The organism is Natrinema hispanicum, assembly GCF_004217335.1.
In the GTDB taxonomy this organism is placed as follows: Archaea; Halobacteriota; Halobacteria; order Halobacteriales; family Natrialbaceae; genus Natrinema; species Natrinema hispanicum.
Genome location: NZ_SHMP01000003.1, coordinates 1,158,427 through 1,175,111, shown reverse-complemented (window position 1 = coordinate 1,175,111; position 16,685 = coordinate 1,158,427). Strand labels below are relative to the sequence as shown.

General features: G+C 65.4%; 16 protein-coding genes and 1 pseudogene. 10 read left to right on the top strand and 7 right to left on the bottom strand.

Going from position 1 to position 16,685, the window contains the following annotated elements:
• Nucleotides 1-73 precede the first annotated feature (73 nt).
• From dapA to BDK88_RS06655, 7 genes are all read left to right on the top strand, one after another.
• A complete protein-coding gene (dapA, locus tag BDK88_RS06685) occupies nt 74-1,003 on the top strand; it encodes a 4-hydroxy-tetrahydrodipicolinate synthase (RefSeq protein ID WP_130499704.1) in 930 nt (309 codons plus the stop codon).
• Entirely contained in the window at nt 1,000-1,767 is a 768-nt protein-coding gene (gene dapB, locus BDK88_RS06680) for a 4-hydroxy-tetrahydrodipicolinate reductase (RefSeq protein WP_130499703.1), read from the top strand. The genes dapA and dapB overlap by 4 nt, the downstream gene beginning before the upstream one ends.
• Entirely contained in the window at nt 1,764-2,600 is an 837-nt protein-coding gene (locus BDK88_RS06675; RefSeq protein ID WP_130499702.1) for a 2,3,4,5-tetrahydropyridine-2,6-dicarboxylate N-succinyltransferase, read from the top strand. Before dapB ends, BDK88_RS06675 begins: the two co-directional genes overlap by 4 nt.
• Nucleotides 2,601-2,762: 162 nt before the next feature.
• A complete protein-coding gene (gene lysA, locus BDK88_RS06670) occupies nt 2,763-4,100 on the top strand; it encodes a diaminopimelate decarboxylase (protein ID WP_130499701.1) in 1,338 nt (445 codons plus the stop codon).
• A gap of 4 nt (nt 4,101-4,104) precedes the next feature.
• Entirely contained in the window at nt 4,105-4,935 is an 831-nt protein-coding gene (gene dapF / locus BDK88_RS06665) for a diaminopimelate epimerase (RefSeq protein WP_130499700.1), read from the top strand.
• Nucleotides 4,932-6,083 carry a M20 family metallopeptidase gene (locus BDK88_RS06660; protein ID WP_130499699.1) on the top strand — a complete coding sequence of 384 codons (1,152 nt, stop codon included), beginning with the start codon at nt 4,932-4,934 and terminating at the stop codon, nt 6,081-6,083. The genes dapF and BDK88_RS06660 overlap by 4 nt, the downstream gene beginning before the upstream one ends.
• 124 nt (nt 6,084-6,207) lie before the next feature.
• On the top strand, nt 6,208-6,420 hold the full coding sequence (locus tag BDK88_RS06655) for a YgaP family membrane protein (protein WP_130499698.1): 213 nt from the start codon (nt 6,208-6,210) through the stop codon (nt 6,418-6,420).
• Nucleotides 6,421-6,441: 21 nt separating this feature from the next.
• On the opposite strand, the gene BDK88_RS06650 is transcribed toward BDK88_RS06655, so the two are convergent.
• The 3 genes from BDK88_RS06650 to purB all read right to left on the bottom strand — a co-directional run bounded on the left by BDK88_RS06650 (nt 6,442) and on the right by purB (nt 8,782).
• Nucleotides 6,442-6,858, bottom strand: a complete 417-nt coding sequence (locus BDK88_RS06650) for an EamA family transporter (protein WP_130499697.1) — start codon at nt 6,856-6,858, stop codon at nt 6,442-6,444.
• On the bottom strand, nt 6,858-7,280 hold the full coding sequence (locus tag BDK88_RS06645) for an EamA family transporter (protein ID WP_130499696.1): 423 nt from the start codon (nt 7,278-7,280) through the stop codon (nt 6,858-6,860). The genes BDK88_RS06650 and BDK88_RS06645 overlap by 1 nt, the downstream gene beginning before the upstream one ends.
• 116 nt (nt 7,281-7,396) lie before the next feature.
• Nucleotides 7,397-8,782 carry an adenylosuccinate lyase gene (gene purB / locus BDK88_RS06640; protein WP_130499695.1) on the bottom strand — a complete coding sequence of 462 codons (1,386 nt, stop codon included), beginning with the start codon at nt 8,780-8,782 and terminating at the stop codon, nt 7,397-7,399.
• 177 nt (nt 8,783-8,959) lie between these two features.
• Between purB and purH the strand changes: the two genes are divergently transcribed.
• From purH to BDK88_RS06625, 3 genes are all read left to right on the top strand, one after another.
• Nucleotides 8,960-10,636, top strand: coding sequence for a bifunctional phosphoribosylaminoimidazolecarboxamide formyltransferase/IMP cyclohydrolase (gene purH / locus BDK88_RS06635; RefSeq protein WP_130499694.1), 1,677 nt, complete (start codon nt 8,960-8,962; stop codon nt 10,634-10,636).
• Nucleotides 10,637-11,009: 373 nt separating this feature from the next.
• The gene (locus BDK88_RS06630) at nt 11,010-11,204 is read left to right on the top strand and encodes a hypothetical protein (protein ID WP_130499693.1); all 195 of its coding nucleotides are present in this window, start codon (nt 11,010-11,012) and stop codon (nt 11,202-11,204) included.
• Nucleotides 11,205-11,216: 12 nt separating this feature from the next.
• The gene (locus tag BDK88_RS06625) at nt 11,217-11,771 is read left to right on the top strand and encodes a metal-dependent hydrolase (protein ID WP_130499692.1); all 555 of its coding nucleotides are present in this window, start codon (nt 11,217-11,219) and stop codon (nt 11,769-11,771) included.
• On the opposite strand, the pseudogene BDK88_RS06620 reads toward BDK88_RS06625, so the two are convergent.
• The 4 genes and pseudogenes from BDK88_RS06620 to BDK88_RS06605 form a co-directional block, all read right to left on the bottom strand.
• Nucleotides 11,768-12,521: pseudogene (locus tag BDK88_RS06620) on the bottom strand (diphthine--ammonia ligase). The gene BDK88_RS06625 and the pseudogene BDK88_RS06620 sit on opposite strands and share 4 nt — an antisense overlap.
• A gap of 128 nt (nt 12,522-12,649) precedes the next feature.
• On the bottom strand, nt 12,650-13,897 hold the full coding sequence (locus tag BDK88_RS06615) for a DUF373 family protein (RefSeq protein ID WP_130499691.1): 1,248 nt from the start codon (nt 13,895-13,897) through the stop codon (nt 12,650-12,652).
• 102 nt (nt 13,898-13,999) lie between these two features.
• Nucleotides 14,000-14,995 (bottom strand): signal peptide peptidase SppA, encoded by a 996-nt coding sequence (sppA, locus tag BDK88_RS06610; RefSeq protein WP_130499690.1) that lies wholly within the window; start codon nt 14,993-14,995, stop codon nt 14,000-14,002.
• Nucleotides 14,996-15,092: 97 nt separating this feature from the next.
• Complete coding sequence (locus BDK88_RS06605) at nt 15,093-16,439, bottom strand: carboxylate--amine ligase (RefSeq protein WP_130499689.1); 1,347 nt, start codon at nt 16,437-16,439, stop codon at nt 15,093-15,095.
• Nucleotides 16,440-16,685 lie beyond the last annotated feature (246 nt).

Sequence of the window (16,685 nt, the reverse complement as noted above, 5' to 3'; positions counted from 1 at the left end):
CTGCTGACCACCCACCGACCGGAACCGATACACCCTACCGGTTGGGGGCCGAGACACGACCCAACGACATCCCATGACAACACTCGACCTTTCGGGCGTCTACCCCGCAATGTGTACGCCCTTCGACGAAGACGGACGGATCGACTACGAAACGCTGCAGCAAGACGCACAACGGCTCGAGGAAGCAGGCGTCGACGGGCTCGTCCCCGTCGGCTCGACCGGCGAATCGGCGACGCTGACCCACGACGAACACGTCCGCGTCGTCGAGGCGGTCATCGAGGCCGTCGACGACGTCCCCGTCATCGCGGGCACGGGCTCGAACAACACGCGTGAGGCACTCGAGCTCTCCGAACGCGCTGCCGATGCCGGCGCGGACGGCCTCCTGCTGATTTCGCCGTACTACAACAAGCCCGAACAGCGCGGACTGATCGACCACTACCGGACGATCGCGGACGCGGTCGACCTCCCACAGATCGTCTACAACGTCCCCTCGCGGACGGGCCGCAACATCGAACCCGATACAGCTGTCGAACTCGCGAGCCACGAGAACATCGCGGGCTTCAAGGCCGCAAGCGGCGATCTGGGCCAGATCGGCGAGATCGCCGAGCGCACGACCGACGAGGACTTCGCGGTTCTCTCGGGCGACGACGCACTCACCCTGCCGACGATCTCCGTCGGTGGCACCGGAACGATCAGCGTCGCGGCGAACATCGAACCCGAGCGCACGTGTGCGATGGTCGGCGCGGCACTCGACGGCGACTACGAACGCGCCCAGCAGCTCCACCACGAACTCGGCCCGCTGTTCCGCGAACTCTTCGTCGAGACCAACCCGATCCCGGTCAAGGAAGCCATGCAGATCCGCGGCTACGGCCCCGCTCGCATGCGCTCGCCGCTGACCCGGCTGGCAGAGGAGTACCGCGAGGGGCTCGAGGCCGTCCTCGCCGACTTAGAGCGCGAGCCGACCGAGATCACGGACGTAGACGCGGCGGAGGGTGATCGATGACGGTTCGGCTCGGTGTCACCGGCGCGACGGGCCGGATGGGCCGTGAAGTACTCGCCGCCGCGACGGGCCGCGAGGACTGCGAGGTCGTCTTCGCCGTCAATCGCGACCCGGACGGCGAAACAGTCGACGGCGTGGAGATCGAGCCCGCATCGGAGTTCGACTCCCTGGTCGCCGATCGCGAGCCCACCGCCGTCATCGACTTCACCGGCCCCGAGTCGGCCGTCGAGTACGCCGAGGTCTGTGCCGATGCGGGCGTCGCCTACGTCACCGGTACGACCGGCTTCGACGACGACGGCCTCGAGGCGCTCGAGGCTGCAAGCGAGGACGTGCCCGTCCTCCACGCGCCGAACTTCGCGCGCGGCGTGCAGGCGCTGGTCAACGTCGTCGGTGAGGCGGTCCAGAACCTGCCGGGCTACGACGTCGAACTCGTCGAGACCCATCACAACGGCAAGCGCGACGCCCCGAGTGGGACCGCAAACCGCCTGCTCGAGGAGATCGAAGCCAATGGCGAGTTCACCGAGCGCGCGCACGGCCGTGAAGGTGATGCACCGCGCGAGGCCGGCGAGATCGGCGTTCACGCACTGCGTGCGGGCGATATCACCGGTGAACACGAGATCATCCTCGCGGGCAACCACGAGGAGGTTCGGCTGACCCACCGCGCCGAGGATCGTGGCGTCTTCGCCGCTGGCGCGGTCGACGCGGCGGTCTGGATCGCTGGACAGAAGGCAGGCAGCTACGACTTTGCGGACGTGATCGCAGAATGAGCGCACTCGAGACCGACATCGACGAGCTGTGGGAGCGCAAGCAGAACGACGAGATCGACGCCGACACCGCCGGCGAAGACGCATACGCAACGCTGGATGCCTTCCTCGACGCGCTCGAGGCCGGCGAGATCCGCGCCGCCGAGAAATCGGGTGGCGAGTGGGAGGCAAACGAGTGGGTCAAGCAGGGCATCCTGCTCAACTTCGGCCTGCGTGCGACCGAGCCCCGCGAGTACGGCGGTGTGACGTACAACGACGTCCTCCCGCTTGCGGACTCGAGCGAGTACGGCGACCGCGGCAGCCGCAACACGCCCGACGGCACCGTCGTCCGCCGTGGCGCGAACATCGGCTCCGACTGCATCCTGATGAGCCCCGCGTTCGTCAATATCGGCGCGCGCGTCGGCGATGGCACCCTCGTCGACTCCTGTGACACCGTCGGCTCCTGTGCGCAGATCGGCGACAACGTCAAACTCGGCGCGAACACCCTCATCGGGGGCGTGCTCGAACCGGTCGAGGACGCACCGGTCATCGTCGAGGACAACGTCTCGCTCGGCGCTGGCTGTCGCGTCACCAGCGGCTTCGTCGTCGGCGAGAACAGCGTCGTCGGCGAGAACACGCTGTTGACGCCGCGCATCCCGGTCTACGACCTCGTCGAAGAAGAGGTGCTGTACGGCGAACTGCCCGCCGATCGGCGCGCCTTTACCCGCTTCGTCGAGTCCTCGGTCAGCGACCACGACCTCTTCGACGGCGGCGCGTACAAGCCCGCCGTCGTCGCGACCGACCTCGAGACGGAGACGCTCGAGGCGACCGAACGCGAAGACGCGCTGCGCGAATAGACGGTCCCGTCCGATATCGCTATCAGCTTTTTATGAGGTTAGCTCTCAAGTCTCGATCTCGCTGGTAGAACCCTCGAGAGCAGGAGTCCGAGATATCGATCACTCTCCAACTGCGATCGAGAACCCAAACCCTTGAATCCTCGCGGTTACTTGAACGTGGTAATGACTGACGCTGGGGCTTCACCGTCCGTCCGCCGCCTCTCCGCGTGGGACGCGGCCGAACTACAGACGCTCGTCGACGACTACGGCTCGCCACTGTACGTTCTCGACCTCGAGCGTGTCCGCCAGAACTACCGGCGGCTCGCAGCCGCGTTTCCCGAGGCCGACATCCTGTATGCGGTGAAAGCGAACGCGCTCGGTGCTGTGCTCTCAGCACTGCGCGAGGAAGGGGCCGGCCTCGAGTGTGCCTCCGCCGGCGAGGTCCAGCGAGCGCTCGCGGCGGGCGCATCCGGCTCCGAAGTGCATTACACGGCGGTCAACCCGCCGGCTCGCGACCTCGACTGGATCGTCGATACGTGGGCCGACCACCCCGAACTGACGGTCACGGCCGGTTCCGAGGACACGATCGACCGGCTCGCCGACCGTGGGTACGACGGCCGACTCTGCCTTCGGGTCAACCCCGGTATTGGCGCTGGCCACCACGAGAAGGTGCAGACCGGCGCAGCCGCGAAGTTCGGCGTCCCCGCAGAGCGTGCCGTCGACGTACTCGAAGATGCCGCCGATCGCGGCTTCGACGTCGTCGGCATCCACTCACATGTCGGCTCCGGCGTTTCAAACGACCAGCTCGACGCTCACCGAGAGTTCGTCGCACGGATGGGTGATCTCGCTCGAGAGGTGAGCGAGGAAGTGGGCGACCTCGAGTTCGTCGACGTCGGCGGCGGCTTCGGCGTCCCCTACCACGAGGACGAAGCACCGCTGGATCTCGAATCGGTCGCGGAGGCGACGCGAGAGGCGCTTGGCGAGGTCGACGCGCGGTTGGCGATCGAACCCGGCCGCTACTTCGTCGCGGACGCGGGCGTGTTGCTGACCGACGTGAACACCGTCAAGGCGGCCCGCGACACGACCGTCGTCGGCGTCGACGCGGGGATGACGACGCTGATTCGACCGGCGATGTACGACGCGTATCATCCGATCCGGAACCTGACGGGCGATTTAGACGCCGACGAGCGCGAGATCGTCCCGCAGACCGTCGCCGGCCCGATCTGCGAGAGCGGCGACGTTTTCTGTGCTGACCGCGAACTGCCGGCAACCGAACGCGGCGACACCCTCGCGATCGGCAACGCGGGGGCCTACGGCTACGAGATGGCAAACCAGTACAACTCCCGACCCCGGCCCGCATCCGTCGTCTGCGAGGACGGCGACATACGGCTCGCTCGCCGTCGCGAGACGGTCGACTACGTGACGCGTCCGGAACGTGAGGCACACAATGGCTCGGAGACGGATCGAAAGACCGACGACCACCCAGCGGTGAGCGACACCGACAACCAACGAGTACGATAGCACGATGACTGTTCCATTCCAGAAGTACCACGGCACCGGCAACGACTTTTTGATCATCCACGCGAACGAACACGTTCCCAATCGGGGCGCACTCGCCAAACGCGAGTGCGACCGAACCGACGGCGTCGGTGCCGACGGAGTGCTCTTCCTCGCGCTCGAGGAAGACTTCAACCCGCCACGTGTCGTTATGACGTTGTTCCAGCCCGACGGCAAGACGGCCGAGATGTGTGGCAACGGCGCGCGCTGTGCCGCCGAGTGGGCGATGGAGCGAACCGGAACTAACAGCGTGATGATCGACACGCAGGCGGGCACGCTGCGGGCCGACCGCGACGGCGAGAACGTCGTCGTGGAGATGACCGACCTCACGTTCGACCCCGACGAGGTACCGGTCGAGGCCGACGAACCGGTCCTCGAGGAGGAGATCGAAGGACTCGAGGTCTCGGTCGTCAACACCGGCGTCCCCCACGCCGTGAGTTTCGTCGACGACGTCGACGAGGTCGATCTCGAGGCGGTCGCGCCGCCGGTACGCCACGCCGACGTCTTCCCGGAGGGGACGAACGTCACGATCGCCAGCCCCGACGGCGATGGTGGCTTCGACCAGCGAACCTACGAGCGCGGCGTCGAGGGCGAGACCGACTCCTGTGGCACCGGTGCGGTCGCCATCGCCGTCGTGGCGCGCCGACTCGGGCTCACCGATGCCGATCCGGTCGACGTCCATCCGCCGGGCGGTGACCTGCAGGTGAGCTTCAACGAGCGCGGCCGGCCGACACTCGCCGGGCCAGTCGAGCACGAGTTCGACGGCGAAGTGACTCTCGAGTCGCCGGTCGAATCGTGACGGGCGACGAGTCTTCCGCCGACGCGTTCGATCCGGTCGCGTTTCTCGAGACTGCCGTTCAGCACGCGTCTCACGAAGACGTCGGGCCGATGCGGGAGTATCTCTGTGAGACGCTCGAGACCCACGGCGTCGATCCTCGCGTCGACGATGCCGGGAACGTGCTGGCGAGTCGCGGACAGCCAAGAGCCGAGGCCGAGACGCACGTCGTCTTGAATACCCACATCGACACGGTGTCACCGCACGTCCCGTTCGAACGCGACGGGGACGCTTCCGAAGCGAACGGTGGCGACGTGATCCGCGGCCGCGGCTCATGTGACGCGAAGGGACCGCTCGCGGCGCTGCTCGCTGCCTTCTTCGCGGTCGAGCCGACTGACAGCCGCGTCACGCTTGCAGTCACCCCCGACGAAGAGGTGCTCTCGACGGGAGCCTACGCGCTGGTCTCGGGCGACGACTCACCCACGCGCGATGCGGACGCGGTAATCGTTGGCGAGCCCACCGATATCGACGTCTGCACAGCGGCGAAAGGACGCTTCCAGGGGACGATCCACCTCTCGGGAGCAAACGCTCACGCCGCCGAACCCGAAACGGGCGTCAACGCGGTCGCGGCGCTCGAGGACGTCCTCGCGGCGATCCGAACCTTCGACGAGCGCGACGACGCACCGCCGACCCACCCGCAACTCGGTGCAGCGACGCTGACGCCGACCGTCGTCGAAGGCGGCGAGGCGACCAATCAGGTGCCAGCCGACTGCGCGCTGACGGTCGACCGGCGGAGCGTCCCGCCCGAAACCGCCGACGAGTTCCACGAGGCACTGACAGCCCATCTGCAGGCCGCAATCCCCGGCGATGTCGGTCTCGAGTTTCGCTTTACCGACCGGCCGACGCCGTTTCTCGAGGCCTGGGACACCGATCCCGACGCGGACGTGGCGAAGACGCTCGCGGACGCATCCGGCGGCGAGAGACGCCCGTTTACCGCAGCGACGGAAGCGTCGTATTTCGCGGCGGACGCCCCGACGGTCGTCTTCGGCCCCGGCGTCCTCGCCGACGACGAGGGAGCCGTCGCCCACGCGCCACGGGAGTACGTCCGGGTCGCGGCCGTCCGCGAGGCGGCGGGGACACTCGAGGAGACGCTCGCGGCGTTGCTCGAGTAAACGACCCACAGAGGACGGCCCTTTCAGTGTCCGATAGTGACTGGTTTCGCGCCGAGACGTACCGCTCGCGTGGTACACCGAACGATTTTGTCAACGGGAACCCAATTTAGTGTGGGTGAATGCCATGCAAAAGAACGTCGGCGGGATCGATCGTACCGGACGGATCGTCATTGGCGCGATCGCCGTGCTTGCTGGCATCGCCGCGCTGATGGGGTACTGGACCGTCGGCATCGTGACCGCGGTCATCGCACTCGTCATCGGCGCGATCTTGCTAGTGACCGGAACGACACAGAAGTGCCCGATCAACGACGCTGCTGGCGTCGATACGACGGAGTGATTGGGCCGACCGCGACGAGGATCACAGGGACATCAGCGCGATTGCCAGCACGCTCAGCGCGATGGCGGCAATTTTGCGCGGCGTGACGGTCTCCTCGAAGGCGACGATACCGACCAGCGAACTGACGACGATGAACAGCCCGTATATCGGCACGACGATGCTCACTGGTCCAAGCGCGAGCGCCCGGTAGTAGGTCAACAGTCCGATCGTCAGGAGGACGCCCATCGCGAGGATGTAGGGGGTGCGCGGATGCCAGAGGTATGGACGGACCGACAGGCCGCGAGCGCGGATCACGAGGCCGACTGTAAGGAACATCACCGAGTTCGAGAGGAACACTGCCAGCGTGCTGGGCAACTCGAGCATCGCGATCGAGAGCAACGGCGCAACCAGACTGTAGGACAGGAAGGCGAAGATCGACAGCCAGACGTACCGTCGCATCACGCCTCACCCCCCGCTGCGAGATAGATTGCAGCCGCCGCGACGACGATGCCGGCCGCGCGGGTCGCGGTCAACTCTTCGCCGAGAAAGACGATGCCGATGATCGAGCTCCCGACGATGAACAGGCCGTAGATCGGCACGACGACGCTGACCGGGCCGCGCTCGAGCGCCTGGTAGTACGCGAGGATGCCCGCGGAGAGAAACAGGCCGGCAACGTAGACGATCCCCGCCGACGGGCTGGAGACATCCGAGAGGCTGCCGGTTCCCGTGACGACGAGGACGACCGCCGTCAGGCAGGGAAAGATCGTCGTCGAGAGAAAGAGCGCGACAGCCGGCGGGACGTCTGACGTGACGACGCTCGTCAGCGGTGCCATCAACCCGTAGGCAACGAGCGCGACGATCACCCAGAGAAGATAGTCCATACACTCCCTCGAATGAGGGTGCCCAATACTGTCACGATCCCGGAATTGACGGCCGGAACTGAGACAGCGGATGTCGCCAGAATCGGTACTCGAAACGGAAGAAGAAAGCGCGAGGATTACTCGAGGTCGTCGACCAGTTCGCTCGCGACGCCGGTGTAGCCCGCCGGCGTCAGCGCGTGGAGTTCCTCGCGGACGTCCTCGTCGACGTCGAGGTCGTCGAACATCTCGCGGAAGTCCTCGATGGTGACGTCCTTCCCGCGGGTGACGGCCTTGACGCGCTCGTAGGCGTCGGCCTGGCCCTCGCGCCGGAGAATCGTCTGGACGGCCTCGCCGATGATCTCGGGGGTCGACTCGAGCTCGTCGCGCATCACGTGTTCGTTCGGGACGACCTTCGAGAGGCCGGCGGCGGTTTTGCCGTAGCCGATCAGACAGTGGGCGAAGGCACCGCCGATGTTGCGCTTGACGGTCGAATCGGAGAGGTCACGCTGAAGCCGGGAAGTAGTGACGTAGTCCGCGAGGAAGGTGAGATCCGAGTTCGCCTTCGAGAGGTTGCCCTCGCTGTTCTCGAAGTCGATCGGATTGACCTTGTGGGGCATCGTCGACGACCCCGTCTCACCCTCGACGGCCTCCTGACCGAGATAGCGGTCGGAGACGTAGAGCCACATGTCCAGATCGAGATCGAGCAGGACGTCGTTGGCACCGCGGAACGCGTCGAAGACCGCCGCGAGGTCGTCACATGGGTTGACCTGCGTCGTGAGTCCCTCGAACTCGAGGCCCAGATCCGTGACGAAGTCCCGCGCGAACGCCGGCCAGTCGACATCGGGGTAGGCGGCGACGTGGGCCGCGTAAGTGCCCGATGCACCGCCGAGTTTACCGCTGAGTTCGTCGGTCGCCTGTCGAATCCGGCCCGTCGCGCGGCCCAGCCGCGAGGCGTAGACGGCCATCTCCTTGCCGAAGGTCGTCGGCGTCGCGGGCTGGCCGTGGGTGCGCGCGAGCATCGGCAGGTCGCGGTACTCGCGGGCCATCTCGGCGAGCGTGTCCTGAACGTCGTACAGTTCGGGGAGCAACACTTCGTCGACGGCGTCGCGGACGAGCAGCCGGTGGGCGAGGTTGTTCACGTCCTCGCTGGTCAGTCCGAAGTGGATCCAGGCCGAGGCGTCGCTGTCCTCTGGCAGTCGGTGGCGGACGAAGTACTCGACGGCCTTGACGTCGTGGTTGGTCGCCTCGAAGTCGGCGTGGCCCTCCGTCTCGAGTTTCTTGATCAGGCGGGCGTCTTCCTCGGCGAAGTGGTTGTAGAGCCCGCGGAGGTGCTCGCGTTCCTCTCCGTCGAGTTCGAGCGGCGTCGCTTCGCAGTCTGCCAGTGCGATCAGGTACTCGACTTCGACGCGAACGCGGGCGCGCATTAATGCGGCCTCGCTCGCGTACGGCGACAACGGTGCGGTCCGGCCACCGTATCGGCCGTCCAGCGGCGAAACGGCATACAGGGCGTCGGTCTCGGTCATAGTGGCCGTTCGTCCAGCGGGTCGCAAAAGCGTATCGAAACCAGTGGCCGCTCGATGCCACGAGCGTGCATACCTCTGCCGATCGGGGGCGAAATACAGTCAGAATAATACACGAACGTGGATACCCCGGTGTTCGAGACCGCAACCACTTTGCCGCTTGCGGGCGCGGGTTCGACCATGACGCGAATCGCCGGGATGGCCGGCAACCGAGGGCGCAACCTGTTGAACATCGCCGACCGAAAGCCGGGCGGAGCCGAGTTCGCCGTAATTCTGACGAACACCGAGGACGCACCGGTACTCGAGGCCGCCGCGGAGCGCGGGATTCCGACCGAAGTCGTCCCGCTCGCCGAGGACATGAGCCGCCGCGAGCACGAGGAGGCCGTGCTCGAGGCACTCGAAGACTACGAGTTCGACCTCGTCTGTCTGGACGGCTACATGCGGATCCTCTCGGATACGTTCCTCTCCGAGACACCGACGACGCTGAACGTCCACCCCGCCTTGCTGCCATCGTTCCCTGGGATGGATGCCTGGGGCGACGCGCTCGAGGCCGGCGTGTCGGTGACCGGCTGTACGGTCCACGTCGTCACCGACGCGACCGACGAAGACGGCGACGTACTCGAGGACGAAGTCGACATGGGACCGATCGTCACTCAGGAGCCGATCCCCGTCTACGAGGGCGACGACGAAGACGACCTGAAAGAACACGTCCTCTACAAGGGCGAGTTCCGCGCGTACCCGCGGGCCGTGAAGTGGGTCGCCGAGGGAGCCGTCGACATCGATCTCGAGGCTGGTGAGGTCACGGTCGACGCCGATACGCCGACCGCACCTGACGCTGAGGGGCTGCCCGCCCGGCGACTTATCTCGAGCGACCGCGCTGACACGCTCCGTTACGGCGAGAACCCCCATCAGGACGCCGCCGTCTACGCCGACTACACCTGCGACGAGGCGAGCGTCGTCCACGCCGACCAGTTGAACGAGGGCGCGAAGGCCCTGTCCTACAACAACTACAACGACGCCGACGGCGCGCTCAACCTCATCAAGGAGTTCGACGAGCCCGCGGCGGCGGTCATCAAGCACACCAACCCCGCAGGCTGTGCGACCGCCGACTCGCTGGCCGAGGCCTACGAGAAGGCCCTCTCGACGGACCCGATGAGCGCCTTCGGCGGCATCGTCGCGCTCAATCGCGAGTGTGACGCTGCAACGGCCGAACAGATCATCGACTCGTTCAAAGAAGTCGTCGTCGCTCCCGGCTACACCGACGACGCACTCGAGGTACTCTGCGAGAAGGAGAACCTCCGTGTGCTCGACGTGGGCCGCGAGTCGCGTAGCGCCTCGGATGCGAGCGGCGATGAGCCGCGAGCGCTCGGCAAGCAGACCGAGCGCTTCACCGAAAAGGACCTCGTCGGCGGCCGACTGGTCCAGGAACGGGACCTGCAGTCGATCTCGGTCGACGATCTCGAGGTCGTCACCGAGCGCGAGCCGACCGAGGAGGAACTCGAGTCGATGGTCTTTGCGTGGCAGACGCTCAAGCACGTGAAATCGAACGGCATCCTCTTTGCGGACGGCACCGAGACGGTCGGCGTCGGCATGGGACAGGTTTCCCGCGTCGACGCGGTCCGGCTGGCAGCGATGAAAGCCGACGAGCACGCCGAAGGCAAAGACGCCGAGGGCGCGGTCATGGCCTCGGACGCGTTCTTCCCGTTCCCGGACGGCATCGAAGAGGCCGCGGAGGCGGGCATCGAGGCGGTCGTCCAGCCCGGCGGCTCGGTCAACGACGAGGACGTGATCGAGGCCGCGGACGAGCACGGCATGGCGATGGCGTTTACGGGGCAGCGGTCGTTCAAACACGATTAGGACCGCGAGCGATGCGCGGTTCGGAGCGAACATCGTGAGCGAGAACCGCGGAATGCGAACGGACACAACGTCCGTGAGCGAAGCGAGCGGCTTTTTGGCTCGAGATTTTTCACGGAGTGGTGAGTGAGCAGAGCGAACGAACCCGACGAGAAAAAGGTCGATGCCGCGATGGCGTTCACTGGTCAGCGGTCGTTCAAACACGATTAATGCCGTAAACGGGCAGCCGTGCCCGTGAGCGAATGGAAGTGCGCGAGCGGTTTTTGCTCGAGATTTCGATCGATACTGTCAACCGCCGATCACCGGCGTTCCGAGAGCCTGCTGCTGCAGCGATGTTATACTTGCCCACGAGGTTCTAATCCCGGAGAACAGAACGATGACCAACGTCAACTCGCAGACAGCGAACAAACTGAGCATCGTCTCGACGGTGATCGACAGCGCGCTGGCGTTTCGGCGTGGGCGACCAAAGAGTGGCCTGCTGTTGCTAGGCGCGGCCGTCCTCTCGTCTCGCGTTCCCGGCATCGGGACAGCAGTGTCAGTGCTCCTCCGGCTTGTCCGGCGGCTCCGATAATCGCCCACATACATGGTCGACGTCACCGGCCACCTCGGGATGGCGCTGCTGGTTGCTGCTCCAGCGTGGCTCGTCTGGGGCCAACGCGGTGCGCTGGGATTCACCGGCTTTGCGCTGGCGACTGCGATGCTCCCGGACATCGATCTCGTCCTTCAGCAGGTCCTCCCGATCACTCACCACGGCATCACTCACACCCTGGTGTTCGTGTCACTGATGAGCGTCCTCGCCGGCGCAGGTGCCGCGAAGTGGCTCACCGGCTGGTTCAACGCCAACCGCTTGATTCGAAGCACCACCATCTCGAACGAGACCGTCTTCGTCTTCGCGACCGCTGGGTTGGTCCTCGGCGGAACCAGTCACATCTTTGCGGATCTCCTCTCTGCTCCCGACATCGCTCCGCCGGTCAAGCCGTTCTGGCCGCTGTACGCGAAACCAGTGATCATCGACGTAATCTACTACAATTCGCCGATCTGGAATTTCGGGCTGTTCGTCGTCGCGATCGCGCTCCACGTGCTGCTTGCTTGGCACGAACGCGTCCCGTTCGAGAACCGCTACCGGATCGGTACCTAACGGGACTCGACTCCGCTCCGCACCTCCAACGACGCGTCTGTGATCCGCAATCGCCCGCGCGTCCCGTCCCACTCAGTCTCGTACTCGAGGTCGATCCGCCGATCCATATGCGGTCCATCCACAACCAGGGTCTCGAACTCGCCGCCCTCGCCCAGAATGTGGACGCCGTACTCCTCGTTGAGCGCCTCGAGTTCGTCGATCGCTTCGCTGTCAAGTGTTCGACCCAGCCACGACTCGTCGAGGCCGTGGGCTGCCACCTGGATGATCACGATCTCGAAGCCCGCCTCGAGCATCGCGTCGGCCAACTCGTGGGGATCTTCCTGCCACAGCGGGGCGAACAGCTTCACAGTCCCAGTCGGTCGCACATCCCCTGAATGCGGTTCGTCTGGAACTCGCTCTCGACGGCCCCGGCCGTAACACCGGCGATAGCCACCGGATAGCTCGCAGGTCGAGTTCCTCAAGGGCGGCCTCGAGTGGCTCGAGTTCGTCGTCGCCCTGTACGCTCGAGTCGGTCGCCGCGTCAGCCCCGAAGTCGTCGGGTTCGACATCGACAAGCTCGATCCCGATGCTTTCGGCCGCCAGCGCGGCCAGGTCGGTTGCGGGGACGTGATACATGTACGAGTCACCCGCAGGATGGACAGTGACGAGCCGTTCGACCGGGAAGCCGCGCTCGATGGCCTGGTACAGCGCCCACGCTGAGTCCTTGCCACCCGAAAAGAGACTCACCCACGCGCCGTCTGCGTCGCTCATGTGACGTGATCGGCAGGGATGGGTAAAGGGATACCGAGTTCGCGTTGGTATACTGTCGGACAACAGTCAATGAACACTCGATCGTGTCTCGCGTTCGATCGATGTGTGAGCCGTTTTGTCCGACAGTATTAGCGATCGCGGTCGGGATCGGCAGTCGTATTCGCACCGCCGTCCGTGAGTTCGGGATCGGACCGATCAGAACGTGCGCTAGTTCCCGCGTCGGTCGTCGCGTCGGCCCCGCCATCAGTTCGATCGCCGCCGTGTGACTCACTCAGCGACGACGCGACCTGCGCACCGACGAGGCTGACGACGAGCGCCGAGACGACAAACAGCGCGAGTCGTTCGCCGGCGACCATCACGAACCGCTCGTTCGAGAAGACACCGAACTCGTACGCCGAGACGACGAACGGCTCGATCACACCCTGTTGCTCGAGGAAGTATGCAGAGAAACCACGAATTACCAGCCCGACGGCGACGACAATAAACGGCAGGTTGAGGAACGACCGTCGGACTGGGTCATCGCCGATCACTTCGTCGAGCAGCCGACCGGCGCTTGCGGTCAGCGCGGCCATCGCCAGCCAGGGGATGCTATCGAAGGCAAACCGCGTCGCCGGAAGCACCACACCGGGCGTGTCACCGAGGCTCGAGACGCCGAGTGCGCCGGCAAACAGGCCGACGAAGGTCAAGCCGGCCGCGACCACGTAGGTAACGACGGACACCTGGCCGGAGTACAGCGATTCTCGCGTCTGATGGGCAAGGCGAGTCAGGAGTTCGTCGATGTTGAATCCCTTGTAGAGCAAGAAGAGGCCGATAACAGTCGTAATCGCGGCCGCTCCCTTCGCAGGACCGACGGTGGTCGCAAGCAACGGAAAGACGAGCATCGTCAGCCCGATCGGGACGAGGACAGTCTGGCGGAGTTCCTCGTCGGCGAGGAACTGTTTGAGCAAGTAGTACGTCGATTCGATGTCCCGGGCCTGGCGGACAACGACCCGATCGACGGAATCGACCCGGACGCGGCTCTCGACGATCGGGATCAGCCGTTCGTCCTCGGCGCTGTCGGTCACCACGACCGCCGAATCGGGGTCGTAGTCGGCGATGAGATCGTCGAGTTGTGTGGCGACCGCCCGATCTGCCGACACCATCGACTCGTGATCCCCCGAGACGACCGCGACGATGACCTCCTCGTTTTCGTCGCGTAAGTTCTGGGCGACCCGAAGCGACTCGAGAAGCGTGTTGACACTCGAGTCCTCCGGATCCGCGAGGCCGACGTCAGTCACGAGCGCGCGGACTGCCTCCCAGCCGACGACTGGCGAGTGGAGGCCGGTTTTGCGGCCCACGTCGTCGGTTCGGTCGAGGCAGACGACCAGCGTTGTCACGATAGGCGATGCATTCCGTGCAACGATAAAACCACTTACTCGTTCGAGCCAACCTGTCACGAGGTACCTAGTGACAGTCGCCTCGAGAACGTCGCTCCGTGATTAGCTACGCAGCCGGAACCCGCGGCCGTCGCCGAGGCCGGCGAGCCCAGCGCCGAAGGCGTACGCGACTTGCTGGGCACCCGCGCCGACGCGGGCCATCAGCGGCCGCTCGGGTTCGAACTCCTCGACGGTCACTTCGTCGGTGTCGAGCCGGTCGGCCAATTCGTCCTCGATCTCCCGGCGGGTGCCGAGGTGATCGACGAGATCCATGTCGTAGGCCTGTTCACCAAGGTAGATCCGGGCCTCAGTGTCGCGGACGAATCCCGGCTCCAAGTCGCGGCCGTCGCTGACCCGTTCGACGAAGGTATCGTAGTAGTCGTCGATCAACCCCTGCAAGTACTCGCGTTCGTCGTCATCCATCTCCTTGAGCGCCGTGCCGGCGTCTTTGTACTCACCGGCGGCAAAGCGTTCATAGGAGAGACCAACCTTTTCGGCGAGGTCGCTCGCATTGATCCGTGACCCGATGACACCGATCGAGCCGACGATCGAGCCCTCGCGGGCCCAGAGTTCGTCACAGCCGCTTGCGATCCAGTAGCCGCCGCTGGCACAGACATCGGTCGCGTAGGCAATCGTTGGCCCGTCGAAGCGCTTGGCTGCGAGTCGAATGTCGTCGCTCGGGACGACCTCACCACCAGGTGTATTCAATTTCAACAACAGCGCCCGGACGTTATCGTCGTCGTTCGCGCGATCGATCTGCTCGACGATGTCGTCGGCCGGCGTCGCGCCCGGTGTTGTGGGAAGGCGGCCGCCACCGCCGTCCCGGCTGATCGGTCCCTCGACGGCAACCTCGGCGACGTCGTAGTCCGGAAACAGCGAGCTGGCAGCGTTGCCCGCGAGCCGCACGCCGACGAGTGCGACCGCGAGCGCGAGTACCACACCCAGCAGGTCCGTCAGCGTCGCCGGGAAGATGATAAACAGGACGACGCCGATAATCGCGAACGCGAGGCCGCCACCGACGACGACCGCGAGTCGCCCGATACCCTCACTACTGACCACAGCAGTCACCTCGAGCCATACCGATAGCTGGGTGCGGTTCCCGTTAAGCGTTGGCGGTTAGACACGCAGACGACCCCATATCGATCAGTGCGATCGCCTACGAGTCCGGCGACTGGCCGCCGTCGGTCTGGGCCGACCGTGTCGACTCCTCGTCGGCCCCCGGCTTCGTCTCCGTCGGCTCCACGCCGTCGTCCGTCGACTCGGGCTCGAGGCTGGTTTCGGTCTGGTCCGGTATGCCGCCGTCGGATCGGCCGTCGAGCCACGCTTGCACGAGGTTGACGCCGTCCTGGAAAAACGGCACCGGATCGTCGAGCACCGCGTAATCGAACCGTGGGTGGGACACCAGTGACGTGGCGACCTCGCGTGCAGCCGTGCCGAGCGACGGCCGCTCGACGAGCGGGTACTCCTCGGTCGCGACGCTATGGAGGTAACTGAGTTCCCCTCGCAAGAGGTGCCCGCCCACCCCTACATCGTAGGTCGGCTCCGATGTGAGCTGTCCGTCGGTTGCCAGCTGCCAGTAGTAGTAGGGGAAATCCGCGCCGACACGAACTGAAAACGGCAGCGACGACCAGAATCGCGGATTGATCTCCATCAGCTTGAACTCACCGTCGGCCGGATCGCGCAGGAACTCGACCATCGCGAGCCCGTGCCACTCGAGTTCGTTGAGCAGGTCGCGTCCAGCAGTCTCGAGGTCGGGGATATGGACCGATTCCCGATAGGCGCTGGGGCCGCCGCAGTACTTCCAGCCGCGGCGCTGACAGTGCTGGAAGGTCGCGACCGGATCGCCGTGCTCATAAAGTGCAAAAAAGCCGAACTCTCTCGAGTCGGGGATCCGTTCCTGGACGAGCGGGACGTGGCCGCGCCGCTCGAGGGCAGCCTGGGGATCCGGCCGAGTCCCCGGTCGCTGGTACTCCGTCGAGCCGATCTCCGCGTCATCGAACCGCGCGCCGAGATAGGTGGTGGATGCGACGGTGTATCGTGGTTTGACGATCGTCTCCCGGTCCCAGTCGTCCCACTGATCGAGCAGCGCGGTCTCGGGAGCGGCGACTCCAGCCGCATCGGCGGCTGCAAAGAGCTCGACGCGGTCCTGGACCCGTCGAAGCGTCTCGAAGTCCGGCCACGGCGTCGCGATTACGTCCGCAAACGCGCCTTTTCGATCGGCAAGCACGTAGATATCCTCCTCGCGGACCGGGATGATCGTCTCGACGTCCGGCCGCTCGGCCAGCGAGAGCAAGGCGTCACCGTATGCAGCGAGGTCCGTCTCCGGGTCCGGCAGTCCGACGAACTCGTCGCGATAGACAGACGTGGCCGCCGGCGTCGACCGCGACTCCGAGCCGACGATCGTACGGATACCGCGCGGTCGAAGCGAGCGGAGACACGCGACGGTACTCGGCGCGTCGATCCCCGGCACGACCACGCCCGCGTCGTCCCTGTGTCGTTCCATAGGCGATGGCTGTGGGTCCCATTCCATTGTTATAGATCGAATACTACGCCCCATCGCGGTCGCCACCGAACGAGCCCCGACTGGACGGTCATAGGTACCGACTACTGACACTCGCGTGTCCACCCCTCACCAGCAGGACTCATCTGCGGTCGTCGCCTCACTCGAGCCCTGAGCCACCCGGATTCGGGTTATCGACCATCGGTCGTTCTATCGTAAGCCCTTGCTACACACTGCCGATCGTTCGAA

Excerpts from the sequence above, each read along its gene's own strand:
- dapA (WP_130499704.1), top strand. The coding sequence starts at position 74 with ATGACAACACTCGACCTTTCGGGCGTCTACCCCGCAATGTGTACGCCC.
- dapB (WP_130499703.1), top strand. The coding sequence starts at position 1,000 with ATGACGGTTCGGCTCGGTGTCACCGGCGCGACGGGCCGGATGGGCCGT.
- BDK88_RS06675 (WP_130499702.1), top strand. The coding sequence starts at position 1,764 with ATGAGCGCACTCGAGACCGACATCGACGAGCTGTGGGAGCGCAAGCAG.
- lysA (WP_130499701.1), top strand. The coding sequence starts at position 2,763 with ATGACTGACGCTGGGGCTTCACCGTCCGTCCGCCGCCTCTCCGCGTGG.
- dapF (WP_130499700.1), top strand. The coding sequence starts at position 4,105 with ATGACTGTTCCATTCCAGAAGTACCACGGCACCGGCAACGACTTTTTG.
- BDK88_RS06655 (WP_130499698.1), top strand. The coding sequence starts at position 6,208 with ATGCAAAAGAACGTCGGCGGGATCGATCGTACCGGACGGATCGTCATT.
- BDK88_RS06650 (WP_130499697.1), bottom strand. The coding sequence starts at position 6,858 with ATGCGACGGTACGTCTGGCTGTCGATCTTCGCCTTCCTGTCCTACAGT.
- BDK88_RS06645 (WP_130499696.1), bottom strand. The coding sequence starts at position 7,280 with ATGGACTATCTTCTCTGGGTGATCGTCGCGCTCGTTGCCTACGGGTTG.
- purB (WP_130499695.1), bottom strand. The coding sequence starts at position 8,782 with ATGACCGAGACCGACGCCCTGTATGCCGTTTCGCCGCTGGACGGCCGA.
- purH (WP_130499694.1), top strand. The coding sequence starts at position 8,960 with ATGACGCGAATCGCCGGGATGGCCGGCAACCGAGGGCGCAACCTGTTG.
- BDK88_RS06630 (WP_130499693.1), top strand. The coding sequence starts at position 11,010 with ATGACCAACGTCAACTCGCAGACAGCGAACAAACTGAGCATCGTCTCG.
- BDK88_RS06625 (WP_130499692.1), top strand. The coding sequence starts at position 11,217 with ATGGTCGACGTCACCGGCCACCTCGGGATGGCGCTGCTGGTTGCTGCT.
- BDK88_RS06605 (WP_130499689.1), bottom strand. The coding sequence starts at position 16,439 with ATGGAACGACACAGGGACGACGCGGGCGTGGTCGTGCCGGGGATCGAC.